15 protein-coding genes and 1 pseudogene are annotated in these 15772 nt (G+C 55.2%); 9 read left to right on the top strand and 7 right to left on the bottom strand.

Going from position 1 to position 15772, the window contains the following annotated elements; translation table 11 throughout:
• The first annotated feature begins 2 nt into the window (after window positions 1–2).
• From K9U38_RS02615 to K9U38_RS02605, 3 genes are all read left to right on the top strand, one after another.
• Window positions 3–623 (top strand): cysteine hydrolase family protein, encoded by a 621-nt coding sequence (locus K9U38_RS02615; protein WP_224492761.1) that lies wholly within the window; start codon window positions 3–5, stop codon window positions 621–623.
• A gap of 548 nt (window positions 624–1171) precedes the next feature.
• Window positions 1172–2461: an epoxide hydrolase family protein gene (locus tag K9U38_RS02610; RefSeq protein ID WP_224492760.1), complete on the top strand. Its 1290-nt coding sequence runs from the start codon at window positions 1172–1174 to the stop codon at window positions 2459–2461.
• A gap of 211 nt (window positions 2462–2672) precedes the next feature.
• Window positions 2673–3503, top strand: a complete 831-nt coding sequence (locus tag K9U38_RS02605) for a response regulator transcription factor (protein WP_224492759.1) — start codon at window positions 2673–2675, stop codon at window positions 3501–3503.
• A 476-nt stretch (window positions 3504–3979) separates the two neighbouring features.
• Here the strand turns inward: K9U38_RS02605 and K9U38_RS02600 are convergent, their stop codons facing one another.
• Window positions 3980–4531 (bottom strand): VOC family protein, encoded by a 552-nt coding sequence (locus K9U38_RS02600; protein WP_224492758.1) that lies wholly within the window; start codon window positions 4529–4531, stop codon window positions 3980–3982.
• A gap of 1155 nt (window positions 4532–5686) precedes the next feature.
• On the opposite strand from K9U38_RS02600, the pseudogene K9U38_RS02595 reads away from it, so the two are divergent.
• From K9U38_RS02595 to K9U38_RS02585, 3 genes and pseudogenes are all read left to right on the top strand, one after another.
• A pseudogene (locus K9U38_RS02595) lies at window positions 5687–6098 on the top strand (fasciclin domain-containing protein).
• A gap of 86 nt (window positions 6099–6184) precedes the next feature.
• Window positions 6185–6673 carry a DUF3833 family protein gene (locus tag K9U38_RS02590; protein ID WP_224492869.1) on the top strand — a complete coding sequence of 163 codons (489 nt, stop codon included), beginning with the start codon at window positions 6185–6187 and terminating at the stop codon, window positions 6671–6673.
• Window positions 6583–7401, top strand: a complete 819-nt coding sequence (locus tag K9U38_RS02585; protein WP_224492757.1) for an SDR family NAD(P)-dependent oxidoreductase — start codon at window positions 6583–6585, stop codon at window positions 7399–7401. The genes K9U38_RS02590 and K9U38_RS02585 overlap by 91 nt, the downstream gene beginning before the upstream one ends.
• 194 nt (window positions 7402–7595) lie before the next feature.
• Here the strand turns inward: K9U38_RS02585 and K9U38_RS02580 are convergent, their stop codons facing one another.
• Window positions 7596–8009, bottom strand: coding sequence for a hypothetical protein (locus K9U38_RS02580; protein WP_224492756.1), 414 nt, complete (start codon window positions 8007–8009; stop codon window positions 7596–7598).
• Between the two features lie 193 nt (window positions 8010–8202).
• On the opposite strand from K9U38_RS02580, the gene K9U38_RS02575 reads away from it, so the two are divergent.
• The 3 genes from K9U38_RS02575 to K9U38_RS02565 all read left to right on the top strand — a co-directional run bounded on the left by K9U38_RS02575 (window position 8203) and on the right by K9U38_RS02565 (window position 11322).
• Window positions 8203–9357, top strand: coding sequence for a DUF3095 domain-containing protein (locus tag K9U38_RS02575; protein ID WP_224492868.1), 1155 nt, complete (start codon window positions 8203–8205; stop codon window positions 9355–9357).
• A 208-nt stretch (window positions 9358–9565) separates the two neighbouring features.
• Window positions 9566–9964: a hypothetical protein gene (locus K9U38_RS02570; RefSeq protein ID WP_224492755.1), complete on the top strand. Its 399-nt coding sequence runs from the start codon at window positions 9566–9568 to the stop codon at window positions 9962–9964.
• A complete protein-coding gene (locus tag K9U38_RS02565) occupies window positions 9961–11322 on the top strand; it encodes an MFS transporter (RefSeq protein ID WP_224492754.1) in 1362 nt (453 codons plus the stop codon). Before K9U38_RS02570 ends, K9U38_RS02565 begins: the two co-directional genes overlap by 4 nt.
• Window positions 11323–11492: 170 nt before the next feature.
• Here K9U38_RS02565 and K9U38_RS02560 read toward each other — a convergent pair whose 3' ends face one another.
• The 5 genes from K9U38_RS02560 to K9U38_RS02540 form a co-directional block, all read right to left on the bottom strand.
• The gene (locus K9U38_RS02560) at window positions 11493–11699 is read right to left on the bottom strand and encodes a hypothetical protein (RefSeq protein WP_224492753.1); all 207 of its coding nucleotides are present in this window, start codon (window positions 11697–11699) and stop codon (window positions 11493–11495) included.
• Between the two features lie 68 nt (window positions 11700–11767).
• Window positions 11768–12778 carry a zinc-binding alcohol dehydrogenase family protein gene (locus K9U38_RS02555; protein ID WP_224492752.1) on the bottom strand — a complete coding sequence of 337 codons (1011 nt, stop codon included), beginning with the start codon at window positions 12776–12778 and terminating at the stop codon, window positions 11768–11770.
• Between the two features lie 66 nt (window positions 12779–12844).
• The gene (locus tag K9U38_RS02550) at window positions 12845–13759 is read right to left on the bottom strand and encodes a sugar ABC transporter substrate-binding protein (RefSeq protein WP_224492751.1); all 915 of its coding nucleotides are present in this window, start codon (window positions 13757–13759) and stop codon (window positions 12845–12847) included.
• Window positions 13760–13832: 73 nt separating this feature from the next.
• A complete protein-coding gene (locus tag K9U38_RS02545; RefSeq protein ID WP_224492750.1) occupies window positions 13833–14606 on the bottom strand; it encodes an ATP-binding cassette domain-containing protein in 774 nt (257 codons plus the stop codon).
• Window positions 14603–15556: an ABC transporter permease gene (locus K9U38_RS02540; RefSeq protein ID WP_224492867.1), complete on the bottom strand. Its 954-nt coding sequence runs from the start codon at window positions 15554–15556 to the stop codon at window positions 14603–14605. Before K9U38_RS02540 ends, K9U38_RS02545 begins: the two co-directional genes overlap by 4 nt.
• Window positions 15557–15772 lie beyond the last annotated feature (216 nt).

Raw genomic sequence — 15772 nt, 5'->3', positions numbered from 1 at the left:
CTATGACACGTTCGTCTTATGAACCGGATATTACAGGGCTGGTAGTGGTCGATCCCTACAACGATTTCATTTCCGAGGGTGGGAAAATCTGGCCCCGCATCAAGGCAGTGGCAGAAGCAAATTATTGCGTTCCCAACATGCAACGGGTGTTGAATGCTGCGCGGGAAGCAAAGCTTCGGATATTCTTTGCGATGCATCACAGGTACCGTCCGGGTGATTATGAAAGCTGGAAGTACGTTGCGCCCATTCAGCGCGCGGCATGGAACCGGAGAAGTTTTGAATATGGGACCTGGGGCGGCGAGTTCCGTGCCGAGTTTGTGCCAGCGCCCGGAGAAATCGTCGCTGCCGAGCATTGGTGCTCCAGTGGATTTGCGAACACCGATCTAGATATGGAGTTGAAAAAGCACGGTGTTCACAAGCTCATTGTTATCGGATTGGTCGCCCACACGTGCATCGAAGCAACAGTCCGTTTCGCAGCGGAGCTGGGCTATGACGTCACGGTCGTCAAGGACGCTGTTGCGGACTATTCTGAAGAGATGATGCACGCGGCGCTCGAGATCAACATGCCAAATTACGCCAGCGCGATCGTGACAACGAAGGACATTGTCGAGGCGCTCTCGTAGCGCGATGCGTGGGGCCACAACAGCGACCTTCGGTGAATTTCTCGAAGGTCGCCCGAAAAGTAGGTCGAAACGCGAAACTATTGAAGTTGACTAACAACGATCCAGCTTACGGCGTGCGATAATCTCAATATCTGTTTGAGGTATATGGATGTTCCTGCCGGATTTGCTGGTCAAAGATCGGCTTCCGCTTCGGAAACCTCACCTTCCAAAACCCATTGCTCTTACGTCCTGCCATTTCATGGTTGGCTTTCGTCGTATCCTATTACGTGGTCGGCTCTGACCTGACCAGGGATCAAAGATGATCAGATTACGCATCCAGTTCGCAGCCCCGTTTGCCGGCCTTTGGCGTCGAGCGGCAGAGGCTATCGTATGTCTGCATGCACGATGATTCAGGCTCGCCTCCCCGTTCGAATTTCCGCTCAGTGGAATCGGCGTTTGGCAATATCGACGACCGATCCAATGGTATTGGCGACACCTTGGTCCAATAGTGGGGCGGCTCTCATTGGTGGCATGGTTCAGTACATCATTTCCACACGAAGGAGAGCGCAATGTCAAAAGTATCCGAGACCCTCACCCGCCGCACCCTACTGACGTCAGCCACCGCCGCATGCGCGCTTAGCATGATGCCGATCCAGCTTGCCAACGCGAAGCCCGCGGCCACAGACATTCGCCCGTTTAAATTCAAGGCCACCGATGCAGAGCTCCATCACCTTCGTCAACGGATCAAGCTGACGCGCTTTCCGGAGCCGGAACTTGTTGATGATAACACTCAGGGCGTTCAGTCCGCGACCATCCAAAAACTCGCAACATATTGGCTGAAGGAATACAATTGGAGAACGGTCGAAGCCAAACTTAACGCCCTACCCCAGTTCACGACTGAAATTGATGGCGTCGACATCCACTTCATTCACGTCCGGTCGAAGCATAGTGGGGCCTTGCCGATCATCGTGACGCACGGTTGGCCGGGGTCAATCATCGAACAGATGAAAATCATCGAACCGCTGACGAATCCAACCGCTCATGGCGGTTCGGCATCAGACGCCTTTGACGTCGTAATACCCTCAATGCCTGGTCATGGCTTCTCCGGAAAACCTACAGAGAAAGGTTGGGATCCGGTTCGTATCGCGCTTGCCTGGATAGAGCTGATGAAGCGCATTGGGTACACGAAGTATGTCGCCCAAGGCGGTGATTGGGGAGACGCCGTGTCAGAACAGATGGCCTTGATCGCCCCTCCGGAACTTCTGGGCATCCACGTCAACATGCCCGCAACCGTTCCAGATGAAATTGCGGACGCGCTTCAGCCAGGCGGCACAAAACCTGCAGGCCTTTCGGAAGAGGAGGAACACGCTTATGACCAGCTCGCCGAGTTCTACAAGCACGGCCTCGGTTACGCGATCGAGATGGCGAACCGACCGCAAACGCTCATTGGTATAGCGGATTCGCCTGTCGGTCTCGCGGCCTGGATGATTGACCATGACATTCGCAGCTACGATCTAATCGCACGCGTCTTTGACGGCACGGCGGAAGGCCTCACACGCGACGACATTCTTGACAACGTAACCCTCTACTGGCTCACGAATACGGCAGTATCGTCTGCCCGGCTGTACTGGGAGAACAAGTTGTCATTTTTTGCAGTAAAAAACGTCAAAATTCCTGTCGCGGTCAGTGTCTTTCCCGACGAGATCTATGCGGCTCCCCTGACGTGGACAAAGCGGGCATATCCAAACCTAATCCACTACAACAAACTCACGAAGGGCGGGCACTTTGCCGCGTGGGAGCAAACAACCGTATTCTGTGAAGAATTACGAACGGCATTCCGATCAGTACGAACAGGGTAATTGGTTTCGCTATAACGCGTCTGGGTGTGTGCGGCGGTCTGGAAGTTTTCAGACCGCCGCACTGCTTGTTAAGGAAACCTGATTCAGGAATCTTCAGAATTAACCCAAGGACTTTTCATTACCACATAGCGACACTGTCATTGCCGAAGGAGACAATAGCAACGACTACAGCGCAGTGTGCGCATCTCTTTCTGCCGAACAGGAGGACGACATGGAAAGTGCTCACATTCGCCAAATAATTACCGGACACTCAAATAGAACCGCACCCGCCCGAACAGACCGTGCTTCGGTCATCGTTGTGGACGACGTGTCCGCTGACTGGGCGCCCCTGGGAAAGCTCCTCGAAGCATCTGGCATCGGGATGACCGTCACAGGGGAGATGCCGGAGCATCTCCTTCACGGCAGGCCGATCGGGATTCTCTGCCTGATCCTGGGCACAGGTCCCGGTCGCGATTGCCTCGATTTCCAGCGGCGTCTTTCGGCGGCAAATGTGTTCATTCCCATCATTTTTGTGGCCGAGTTCGGAAATATATCGATGTCGGTGGCGGCAATGAAAAATGGTGCAATCGACTTCCTTGGCAGGCCTTGCTCCGACGAGGAACTCCATCAATCCGTAGAGACCGCGCTGGCCTGCGACCGTAAGTGGAATGATGAGAACCGGCGGCTGTCAGCACTTAAGGCGCGGTATAACACCCTCACAGGGCGCGAGCGCCAAGTGATGTGGATGGTTGCCGCAGGCCGCTTGAACAAGCAAATTGGTTGGGATTTAGGAATAAGTGAGATCACCGTGAAGGCTCATCGTGCCAGAATGTTACAAAAGATGGAGGCAACATCCTTGCCTGAGTTGACCCGCATCACGGATCAAGTTGCCCAAATCGTAGAACAACCCAACATCGGGGTGAAGACGGAAAGCCATGAGCGTCCGCCACTACTGCCAACGCCTCGCGTCTCAAGCAAACTTCCCTTCTTCGAAACCAAGAGCATGGTGCGAGTGCTGCAACAAGGCCAACAACACTTGGGGGGAGGACTCCTTGCCTTTTAAATCATCGCTGCAGCAACCGATCGGCGGAACCGACGCGGATATCCTCGGAAGAACCTCTTGCTCCCCCTCCCTTACGGCTTCAAGACTGCGTGTGCGAACACCGCGCGCAGATCCCGGAAGACGATATCTTGAGGACGAGTGATATTCTTGACTCTTGAGGACAGTTTGCCGCAACTCTCGACAGGCTTGCCGGAATTTCGATAAATCCAGCAGGCGGGATCAAGGAAAGCTCGGCCACGCAGTTGCTCGGGTCGAGCATAGGGGCGCCCCACGTCCCGGGTTTTTGGTCGGTTCATGGAGCGCATTCATGTCAGACGCCAATCTCCACGATGAACCAGGATTTTGTTCAAACTGCCGGCTACATGCACACCCAAATGACGCCCAAAGAGTCGTCGGGTGCCGTGGAAAGCAGTTTCCGAAGGAAATTGTCCGCATTCTTCTGAACGCCCGCTTGTGACGCGTTAGGGCTGAAGCGGTTAGGTATTTCCACCCCATACCGCTTCGTGCAGCTGCGCGGTAAACCCGGTATCATCAGGTAGCCCGGGAAGGCGCGCCGTGATTTCTTGCAGTACCCAGCCGTTTCCGTCCGGATCACTGAATGAAACGTATGACGCGTAACTCTTTCTGTCGGGGTTAGGTCCGTCTTTTATTCCCGTTCCGTCAGAATGATGAAATATGCCCCCGATATCGTGGAATGGTTCGCTGACCTCAATGCCGCGGCTTATCAGGTCGCTGCGCGCAGCCACGATGTCCGAGACGACCAGGTGGAGCCCTTGCGCTGAACCGGGATTCGCCGCACTTATGTTTCTACCGATTATGACCGAACATTCGGAGCCAGGTGGTGTGAATTGGATAACGCGATAGTTGTCGCCTTTGAAATCGATGTCGAGGCGCCAACCTAGGCTGCTATAGAATAGCTTGGCCCTATCAGGGTCAGAAACCGGAATGACTACTACTTCGAGCTTCATATCTATTCTCGCAGCAGTCGGAAGTTCAACGTCGCCGCGTACTTGTTCTGCGTGGGCCATAAAAAGTCTCCTCATCGTTGTTGAGAGACAATACTCATTCAAGAGCGTCGATCTTGATAGTGCACTTAGGTGTCTATGGCATGACGGCGCTATCGCTAAGGACCGGTACGATGAGCGTCAATTCTGACCGACTTGATTTCTGGCATGATTTAGGTAGATGCTGGCCAAGGACATGTGGCGCACTCGCTCGAAAGAGCACTCTCGCCCAAGCTCGATCGTTGGATCACCCACGCCACCGCCAAGCATGGACGTTTATCAAGGACACCGCCTCGCGATGGAAATAAGCAGTAGCGTGGCCTTCAAGCGAGGGAACTAACGATGGCCGCTTGCAGGATGCGGACGTCGTCAGCGCAGTGACCGCGATGTGGGCGCAAAAGACAGCAGGCGCGCAGAATATGATCAGTAACGATCAATGCGCCGAGGGTATCGAGAGACATCACTATGGCTACATCTGTATCGGTCGCCAGACGGTCCGCTTCTTGTGAACCCGGTCACGGTCGTCTTCAAACGGTACCACTTCACAGTCGACGACATCACATTCCCGGCAGCGGAATTTCAGGCTTCTGAACGTACGACCATGGCCGTTCACGGTGGCAAGATCACTCGCAACGAAGAACCTCGTCTTCTCGCATTCTCGGCACGTCAAATATTCAACCCAAATAAACTGATTTGCCTCATTTCAGTTCTCCCTTCTCGAGATAACTGACCGTCGTGTTAGCATTCTGCTGCCGAGACTTTCAATCAAATTGATCAAGTTAGTTGATCTGAACAGCGGTTGTCGAATGTTCGACGCCGAACCCACTCGGTACTGATGCAGCAGCGCGGGCACTGTTTGTCAGAATACTCTCGTCGTTCTACGACGTTAGAATTGGATCGGATCAACAGATTAATGTCTCACTGTAAGAAATCATGTGATCTGATGTTCAATTGTGGCTGCTCTAGCGGAACGGTACCCAACCGTTAGTTGTATCCTGATACGAGAGAACGTGATTATGGATTCTTCTGGCTGTCTGCTTGAAGCAGCAGGAGGCGCGCTCGGACAGGATCAACAGATTTGAAAGTTCGTTGTGAAGCAAATCCAGACATCAATTTCTCACGTACCGATATTGTTCCGGAAAATCGGAATGAATTGAATGGAACCGTAGCGAGAAACCGATGTCTATAAAGCTGTTCCGACTTCTCGCCGTCGCCACATTCCTCATTTCGGGGTCCGCACTTGCGGACAACCCTAAAGTTGGTGGCTCTGCAATGTTTGAGGACAAAACCATCGCCGAAAACGCCGTTAATTCGAAAGACCACACAACCCTTGTGGCCGCGGCCAAGGCAGCCGGTTTGGTAGACACACTACAAGGGAAAGGCCCATTTACAGTCTTCGCACCAACGAACGATGCCTTTAAGGCGTTGCCCGATGGCACCGTGGAAGTATTGCTTAAGCCCGAAAACAAGGAGAAGCCGGCCCAAATATTGACCTGTCACGTCGTTGCTGCAGACGCAGACAATTGCGGACGTCAATCAATCAAACGGAGTTATTCACGTCATCAATAAAGTGCTTTTGCCGAAATTGTAAACTCAAGGATTCCCGGGGGCGCGCGTCATGGCATTGGACTATCGTGGCCCTCGACAACAAGGACGGAAGATAAGCCATTGCGCCTGATGATAGCTATAGCCGTGTTGATTGCAGGTTTTGCCGTTCCAGCGACAAGCTCGGCGAAAGACCTTGTCTTAGAGAAATATTTCGTGGGAACTACCCGTGCGCAAGGAAAGTTCAGCGCAATAAACGGCGTTCGAAAAAGCTTTACGGTTCTCCTGACCGGAAAATGGAATGGCAAGCTACTGACCCTCAAAGAGAATTTCACGTATTCGGATGGTGAAAAAGACATCAAAACCTGGAGGTTCCTAAAGACAAGTCCCACAACCTACGTTGGCACAAGAGAGGATGTCGTCGGTCAGACCCTTGTGACCGTGAGGGGGGATACTGCGCGTTTCAGCTACGATGTCTATCTGGACGCCGACAACAGGAAAAACCGCGTCCGTTTTCACGATACCATGAAGTGGATGAGCAACGGCGTCCTTATCAACAGTGCCTGGGTGAGCAAGTACGGATTTCCTGTGGCGCGCACCCGCGTTGTGTTCCGAAAATAAGTCTACGCCCCAACACCAGGTCTCCAATGCAAACTCTCCGATATAGCTACAACGCGGTCGTCGTCGGATCGAACGGCGGTATCGGTGGCGCGCTATTCAATGCCTTGAAGATTGATGCACGCTGCAACGTCGTCCAAGGTGTGGACCGGATCACCTTCCCGCAATTTGAACTCGCCAATGAGAATTCGATTGTAAATGTAGCCGAGGATCTCCGGGCGCGTGTCGAATGTATTGATCTGCTTATCGTTGCAACGGGCATACTCAGTCTTTCTGGCTCCAGGCCTGAGAAGTCGCTGAGTGCATTGGACGGTGAAAGCATGGCGCAAATATTTCGCGTGAATGCAATTGGTCCAGCGTTGCTCTTGAAACATTTTTCCCCGCTCATTCGAAAGCAATCAAAGGCCGTCGTTGCCGTTTTGTCTGCGCGAGTCGGCTCGATATCCGACAATCGGCTTGGGGGATGGATATCCTATCGCGCATCGAAAGCGGCGCTGAATCAGATTGTCAAAACCGCCTCCATCGAGCTTGCTCGATCGCGCCCTGAATCTGTTTGCGTTGCCCTACATCCCGGCACGGTCGACACGAGACTAAGCCGTCCCTTTACCTCCCATCGCATAAAATTAGAACCGGCAGCCGCAGCCACAACACTCTTGAACGTCATTGACCACATGACTGCCGCTCAAACCGGAACTTTCCTGGATTACGAGGGCCACTCGGTGGGTTGGTAGCACCATTACCGCAACCTACGGACTCCTTGACGCGCTGGTAGTATTCTTATCGCGCGAGTCCCCCTACCCATTTCCGGCTAAACCGTTTGGAAGGACGTATATGCGTAAGGAACAAGCTATCGGGCCGAATAATGAGCACGCTTGCCGACGAACCCATCGAAACGCCTCTGTTGCTGGTCGTTGAGGACACACCACTAATTGCCTTGGTCGTCGAAGAAGCACTGAGTGACGCCGGATTTCAAGTTTTGATAGCTGAGGATGGTCTTGACGCTACCAAACAGATTGAAGCTGCAAATCGACGGCGTGATAACAGATATCAGGCTTGGGCGGGGTCCAGATGGTTGGGCTGTTGCCAGCCGTGCCAGACAACGCGTAGTAGACCTGCCGGTTATATACTTGAGCGCCGACGACGTCGGCGATTGGTCGCATAAGGGCTTACCTGGCAGCGTCATGCTGACAAAGCCAATACCAATGGCGCCACTCACGGCCGCAATTGCAAACTTGTTGAATGCGAGAACACCACGACCGTACAAATAGCGTGACTTCTGGTAGTCGACGCGACCCTTTGCCCGCGACAACCGCACCCCATATGCGTCGTAGAACGACAACCCAGACTTGCCGAGTCTTCCTTCGCAAAGGAATTCAGGTTGCAGAACATGGGCTGCAGCAGAAGCTTGGCACAGTTGTTGTGGGATCCAACAATACAGATTGGACGTATGTAAGAGTAAGCATCAACGCTACGGAGCCTCCCGAATTCCGCGACTTTTGACGTTTTCGTATCGGAAGCCTTTGTCGGGCAATATGTCGATGAGCAATAACGATGAATTTTTTGATACGCTGTCGGTCTTCGAGGAATTCGAAGGCGTTGCCGACATGCGTCACTACGAGCCACTACCCGAAGATTGGTTTCTGGCATTGGCGGATATCGTACAGTCGACCAGGGCAATCGAGGAAGGCCGATACAAGGCTGTGAACATGGCTGGCGCGAGCGTCATATCGGCGCTTCTCAATGCGCTTTGCAATCACACTTACCCCTTTGTCTTTGGTGGCGACGGAGCGCTGGTTGCGTTGCCTGCATCAGCGGCGGATAAAGCGCGGCTGGCACTGGCGGCCGTACAGGCATGGGTGCTCGACGTCCTGGAATTGCGTTTGCGCGCTGCGATCGTTCCTATGACGGACATACGGGCAGCCGGTCTGGACGTGAGGGTGGCACGGCACAAGGTCAGTCGAGATGTGGCGTACGCAATGTTTGCTGGTGGTGGTGCAAGTTGGGCAGAAGCACAAATGAAAGCCGGAAAGTATAAGGTCCAGGCGGCTCAATCCGGTACAATGCCAGATCTGCATGGTTTATCCTGTCGGTGGGACCCGATAGAAACGCGCAACGGCGAAATAGTCTCGATCATAGCCATGCCCGGTCGCACTGCGACCAATCAACAGTTCCGGTCGCTAGTCTCAGAAGTGATATCAATTGCTTCCGAACAGGACAGATCATCTCATCCAATACCTTCCGCGGGACCGCCCATTAGCTTCACGACGCGAGGCATTGCAATAGAAGCACGGGCACGAGCGTCGAGGGGTTGGGGTCTACGCCACAGGATCGCCATTTTCGGCGAAATTTGCGTGGCCATCACCCTTGATAAAATGGGATTGAGAGTTGGTGCATTTGATCCAAAACAATATAAACGTGAAGTTGCGCGCAATTCTGACTTTCGAAAGTTTGAGGACGGGCTGAAGATGACAATTGACCTTGATGCTGGTCGATTGAACCGTATTGAAACCCTACTCGAAAACGCAGCAACTACCGGCACTTGCAGGTTCGGACTCCATCGCCAAGAATCCGCACTTATGACGTGCTTTGTTCCAACGCCACTGGCACCTGGTCACATGCATTTCATCGATGGTGCCGCGGGCGGATATGCTGTTGCGGCCAGGAAACTCAAAGCGCGGTTTTCATAACCAACTGCTCAATTATCAATGCGCCTGAACTGTTCGCTGGCGGACCCTTAGGGCTTTGAGGGCGCGTTTGGGCAAGCCTGATGGGCGGATCTTAAAAATTCATTTGGCAGCAATCCAAGGATTGATTTTCGACGTATCTACGTCGTTCCGCAAGTGACGCTACAATGTTTAGCGCAAGCTAGAAGCTGCTTACTAAAGGGATGTGCCGATGTTTATCCCATCGAAGACTGTCACTTTTTTGGGCGCGCTTCTAGTTGTGACAACACCAAGCAATCCTGGCAACGCTCAGAACTTGTCGGGAACAGAGATCAAGAATTTGGTTAGCGGCCAAAGAATTTATCTTGCAACACCCTTCGGCGTCGAACTTCCCCTGATCTACCAAACAGACGGAAACGTCGTAGGCAACATTTCTGGAATATCCGTAGCGCGGATATTCACACCTCGGGAAACTGGAAAATGGTGGGTGCAGGGGAACGTGCTGTGCCAGAAGTGGCCGACCTGGTATGATGGTCGACAGTTCTGTTTCGCGTTAAGAAAGATTGGCGCAAGCAAACTTTCCTGGCTTCGTGACGATGGCAAGGTCGGTACGGCCCGCATAGGCGAATGAACAGTTCAAACCCGAGCAAAGCCCGTTGGTTGGTTTACTCTGCCTATGCACTTCCGGCCATCCCGATAGCGGCGCTTACACTACCATTCTATATGATCGTGCCAACGTTCTACAGCGAGATCACAGGACTGTCGCTCGCCACACTCGGCTCAATTCTGCTTATGATCCGGCTTCTCGATGCAGGCAGCGACCCAGTCATTGGCTGGTTGTCCGATCGTTTTTCGCCTGCCTTCGGCCGCAGACGCACCCTGTTCCTGTTGTCTATACCCGTAACCTCGATTGCAGCCTTGATGGTGTTTTGGCCACCCTCAAGCGCCGGCGCGCTTTATCTGTTGTTCTGGGGTGGCGTGTTGTCGATTGGACATACCGCGACAATACTGCCCTGGACGGTCTGGGGCGCGGAACTTGAGACCGATTATCGGGGACGATCGACGGTCGCCGCATTTCGAGAAAGTGCGACATTGATCGGCACTCTGCTTGCGATCGTATTGCCGTTTGCGGTGGGAATCGGCAGCAACTCAACATTCCACGGACTTGCGGCGATCGGGATCGTCGTCGCGCTGCTGCTACCGGCCGCGGGGTTGGCTGCGGCATTTCTTGTCAGCGAGCCGCGCAACCGATCGAGCAAGAGCGTGCCTTTAATGCAAGGAATGCGTTCCATCCTTAACAATGGTACGTTTCTGCGCCTTCTGTTGGCCTTCGTGCTGAACGGATTAGCCAACGCCATTCCTGCCACGCTGTTTCTTTATTTTGTGTCGCACCGGCTTGATGCCCCGAATATGCGGGGTCCATTGCTTTTCCTGTATTTTCTCTGCGGCATAGCAGGTGTGCCTATCGCTACCTGGACAGCAACAAAGTTCGGTAAACACCGGGCATGGTGCTACGCAATGTGCGGTGCATGCCTGGTATTTGTGTTCACCCCCTTTCTCGACAAAGGCGACGTTGGCCTCTTTGCCGTGATTTGCGGCCTGACAGGCCTGCTCTTGGGATTTGATCTCGCCCTCCCCGCTTCAATCCAGGCAGACGTTGTTGACATCGACACCGCCAGCTCTGGGGTTCAAAGGACGGGAATTTATTTTGCGGCATGGAACCTTGCCAGCAAACTGGCGCTCGCGATCGGAGTCGGCTTGGTTTTTCCCATCCTGCAATGGTCGGGGTTCGACGCACACGGTGCTGGCCAATCCGAAAAGCTTGCCCTAGACGTTTTGGCGGGACTCTATGCCTGGTTGCCAATTTCCTTCAAACTAGCGGCAATCAGCATTATGTGGAACTTTCCGCTTGATGAGACGGTTCAAGCAGCACTTCGCCAGCGCATCGAGCGATCGCTGGAAAAGAGTACATCTTCCGGACTCCATTGAATCACGGCATGGTTCAAACCTGCGCATGTTTAAAAGCGAACGCCGACCACTAAATGCACGTCTTGATCTTCGACGCTTTTCAAAATCTTGATGGTTGAATATCGGATATGGATCGCTTGAAGTGACAAACTCCCAGAACTGCTGGAGCTTCGCGGCGGTTCCGGGGCGGATTAACCTGTGATGAGCGCAGCTTTGATCGCGCCGATGGAAATTCCGGCGGTCCAGTCGCGATGAAGATCATCCTCGGCTAGGTTCTGACAGATGCCTACCTGATTAGTGCCGAGCGCGCCCGCCCGCCTGCAGCAAACGAACGCAATGCGTTCGAAGGGCGGTAGTCCCTCCGGTGAGCCGGGCGCTTTCGGCGGCGGTGGTCGCACGGTTCCTGTCCGATCTTGCGGCGCAACCGATTCCGCACAAAGGCTACTCGCAACATCAACAGCGGTCCTCACGGGTGAGCATCGACTTCGATCACGGCCTTGACCAAGCCAGACTTGTCGATTGTCCACCGCGACATAGCGTCAGGTATGTGCTCCAGTGACGTCCGGTGGGTCACCAGCTTCGAGACTGGAACGGAACCGTTCAGGATCGAAGCTGCAACGTGCTCGAAGTCTCCGTGTAATGCATTGCGGCTACCGATCAGCATCATTTCGCGTTTGTGGAACTCTGGATCAGAGAACCGGATGATGTCCTTGACGATGCTGACGAGGACAAGCGAGCCGCCATGCGCAACGTAACCGAAGGCCGATTCCATCGACCTTGCATTGCCGGTGGCGTCGAAAACGATGTCGAAACCGTCATTGCCAGTGCACGAGGAAGATCTTTCCGAGATGTCGAATGCTTCCAAATCAAGCTGTCGTTTGGCAAATTCCAGCCTGTCCTGCGCGGCGTCAGCAATCACAACCCCGTACCCCGCGAGCCTGGAAAACACGGCTACGCCCAGACCAATCGGCCCAGCGCCGATAACAAGGCTCCGTCTTCCCTTCTCCGCCAGAGACCGACGCACGGCGTGCGCGCCGATGGCCAGGAATTCCACGGCCGCGGCCTCGCTTAGCGAAAGCCCGGCCGTGGAATAGAGATTGCCGGCCGGAACCAGCATCCGCTCGCACATACCACCGTCGCGGTGTACGCCGAGCACCTCGATTTTGACGCAGCAGTTCGGTTTTCCCTGACGGCACGCGACGCATTCGCCGCAGGCAAGATATGGATTGACATAGACCTCCTGTCCGACGGGAATGCCGACTTCGTCGCCAACTGCGATCACCGTACCGGAAACCTCGTGCCCCATAATGCGCGGATAGGCCAGGAACGGATGCTTTCCCTCAAAAATGTGAAAGTCCGTTCCGCAGATGCCAACGTGCTTCACCGCCAAAAGGGCCCATCCCTTCGGCGGAGTTTCCGGTTCCGGACGATCTTCGAGAACGAGATTGCCGGGAGAAACGCAGACAACGGCTTTCATCGTGCCGATCCTCGAGTTCAGATGCGTTTGGAAGAGCCCGCCGGAATACCGGCGGGCTCTTCTGGTTTATTCGAAATCCTCGACGTTTTCCGACGTAACGAGCCCCGCCCCCGTGTCGACGTTGGCGTCTACCGGGTCACCATGGATGGCCTTTACCACGGTCGCAATGCCAAGCTCGCCCATCTTCGCGGGAAACTGCGCGACGCTTGCATCTTCCGTTCCGGCTTTGATCGCTTCAAGTTCGCCGCAACAGGCGTCAAAACCCACAAGAATGATTTTGTCGTTGGCAATGTTCGCATTGGCGAGCGACTTGACGGCTCCCGGAATGGGCGGACCACAGGCCGCGTAGATCGCTTTGAGGTCCGGATTGGCAGTCAGGATGTCTTCGGTGACAGAGGTTCCAAGTTCGAGCGTACAGTTGGTTGCGCCCTTGGCGACGACATCGACCTTGACGCCGCCCAATCCCTCCATCATCCCGGTCACGCGTTCGTCCAGCGCCGGCACACCCGGCACCCCTTCGAGTATGGCAATCTTGTCGCCATCCTTGAGCTTGGTCTTCAGGAACTCGCCGGCGATCTTGCCGCCGTTGAGGTTGTTGGTGGAAACCAGCGCCGTCTGGCCCTTCCAGCCCGGGATGCTGTTGTCGACCAGCACAACCTTGATGCCGGCAGCGACCGCCTTGTCGAGCGCGGGTGCGACGGTGGGGTCGACGGGCGTGATCGCCAATCCCTTGACGCCTTGCGTGACCATCGATTCTATCAGGGCGATTTGGCCTTCGATGTCGGTTGCCGACTGACCCTGGCCGGTGACGAGCTCGATCCCGAGGTGGTCGGCAGCGTATTTTTTGGCGGCCTCCTCCATCGTCGAATAGAACGGAACCGGAAATTTGGTGATCAATCCGATCTTGACGCTTTCGGCGGCAGCCACCGGATTGGCCATGACGGCGACCAGCGCCGGTCCCATAAAGAACTTCAGTTTCATCGCGCTTCCTCCCTGTTTTGACGGGCCTGGCGGTCTCCTCGCGGCCGCCTTTTGAACCCGCAATTTTTTCGGCTCAAGCCCCGACGATCATCGAGACCAGTTCCTGTTTGTTGCCGTGTGTCGGAACGAGCTCGCCAACTTTCCGCCCTTGTCTGAGCACCACAGCCCGACCGGCAAGTTCCGTCACGTGCTCCATGTTGTGTGTGATCAAAATGATCGCATTTCCGCGGTCGCGTAGTGCGCCGATAAGGTCGAGCACCTTGCGAGATTCGCGCAGGCCGAGCGCCGCGGTCGGTTCGTCCAGGATGACCACCTTGCGGGCAAAGACTGCCGAGCGGGCGACTGCAATGGCCTGGCGCTGTCCTCCGGACATCAACGCCACGACCGCATTGAGGTGGGGCAGCGACACGTTGAGCGATTGGATCAACGAGCGCGTCTGCTCGTCCATCCTCCGCTTGTTGAGGAAGCGCATGGCGCGCGGTAGCCATTTTGGACCGGCGATCTCGCGTCCGGCGAAGAAGTTCTGTGCCGGGGTAAGGTTGTCGAAAAGCGCGAGGTCTTGATAGACAGTCTCGATTCCGGCCGACCGCGCGTCGGCGGGCGACCGCAGAACGTTGGCCGCGCCGTCTATCACGACCTCGCCTGCGTCCAGCCGGTGAACGCCGCTGATGCACTTGATAAGCGTGGATTTGCCCGCGCCGTTGTCTCCGAGCAGGGCGAGGATTTCGCCGCGATCGACGTCGATGCTGACGTCGTCGAGTGCAACCACCGAGCCGAAACGTTTGCAAGCGCCACGGACGGACAGTACCGGATGTTGCGGATGTGCGGCGAGCTGGTGCTGTGTCATGGCCCGGTCTCCGTCCGCAGCACACGCATGCGGGACTCGAGATGGTTGCGTAGGACGTCAGCCTCGACGGCGACGACGATGACAACGCCGATGACGATCAGCTGGTAAAACACCCCAACGTTCATCAGGTTGAGGGCGTTGCGGATCACGCCGATCATAATCGCCCCGATCAACGCGTGGCCGATGTGCCCGCGACCCCCGAGAAAACTCGCTCCGCCGATTATGACCGCGGCTATGGTGTCGAGCTCCAGTAGACTGCCGAACAGAGGCGATCCCGCATCGGTGCGGCCGGCGAGAAGTACTGCTCCTATGCCTGCGCAAGTTCCCGAAATGAGGTAGGTCGAAACCAAGACCGCGGAAACCGGAATGCCCATGCGGACGGCGGCATCGACCCTGCCGCCTACGGCATACATCCAGCGGCCCCAGACCGTCGACTGCGTCAGGACAAACATCAGCCCCGCAACCCCTGCGACCACGAAAACCGACCCGGGGAGCCCGGCAAACGCCTCTTGGCCCAAGCTCCGGATGGCTGGCGGCATCCCAGGAATGGCGCGGCCGTCGGCAAGCTGCAGGGCGATGCCTCTGGCTATGCTGAGCGTCGCCAATGTGATGATAAACGGGTGCGGCAGGCGTCCGTAGACATAAAACAGTCCGTTGACTGCACCGACGGCCGCGCCGGCCGCGACCATAACGGTAACAACCGTCAGCGTCGAAGCTCCGGCGTGGAAACTCAACGCTCCGAGCACGGACGCTAGTGCGAGGTTTGATCCGACCGAAAGATCAATCCCCTTGGTCAGGATAACCAGATGCTGTCCCATGGCGACGACGCAAATCACCGCGGTCTGCGCCAGGATGTTGCCGAGGTTGCGCGGCGACAAGAAATACGGCGACAAGAAGCTCAATGCCAGAACGAGTCCGAACAATATGAGGATCGCGCCGGCACCGAGCATCTTGAGGCAGATCGCAACCGCTATGCGCTCGCTGTTCGCAACGGCGGACGCTCGCTGTTCAGCGACTTCTGGATCAAGCGGTTCGTCCATGCCTGTCAACACAACCTCCTAGATGACAATGCAACCCGGGGCTTGTATTCTTATCGATAAAAAGCCGCACGACTGGACGAACGTCAAGTTGTTTTTTATAAGTAATAAGCAACCCAAAAAAATACA

The organism is Phyllobacterium lublinensis, from assembly GCF_020164435.1.
Classification (GTDB): Bacteria; Pseudomonadota; Alphaproteobacteria; order Rhizobiales; family Rhizobiaceae; genus Phyllobacterium; species Phyllobacterium lublinensis.
Note: the sequence above shows the minus strand (reverse complement) of the source record. Positions and strands in the feature narration are given on the sequence as shown.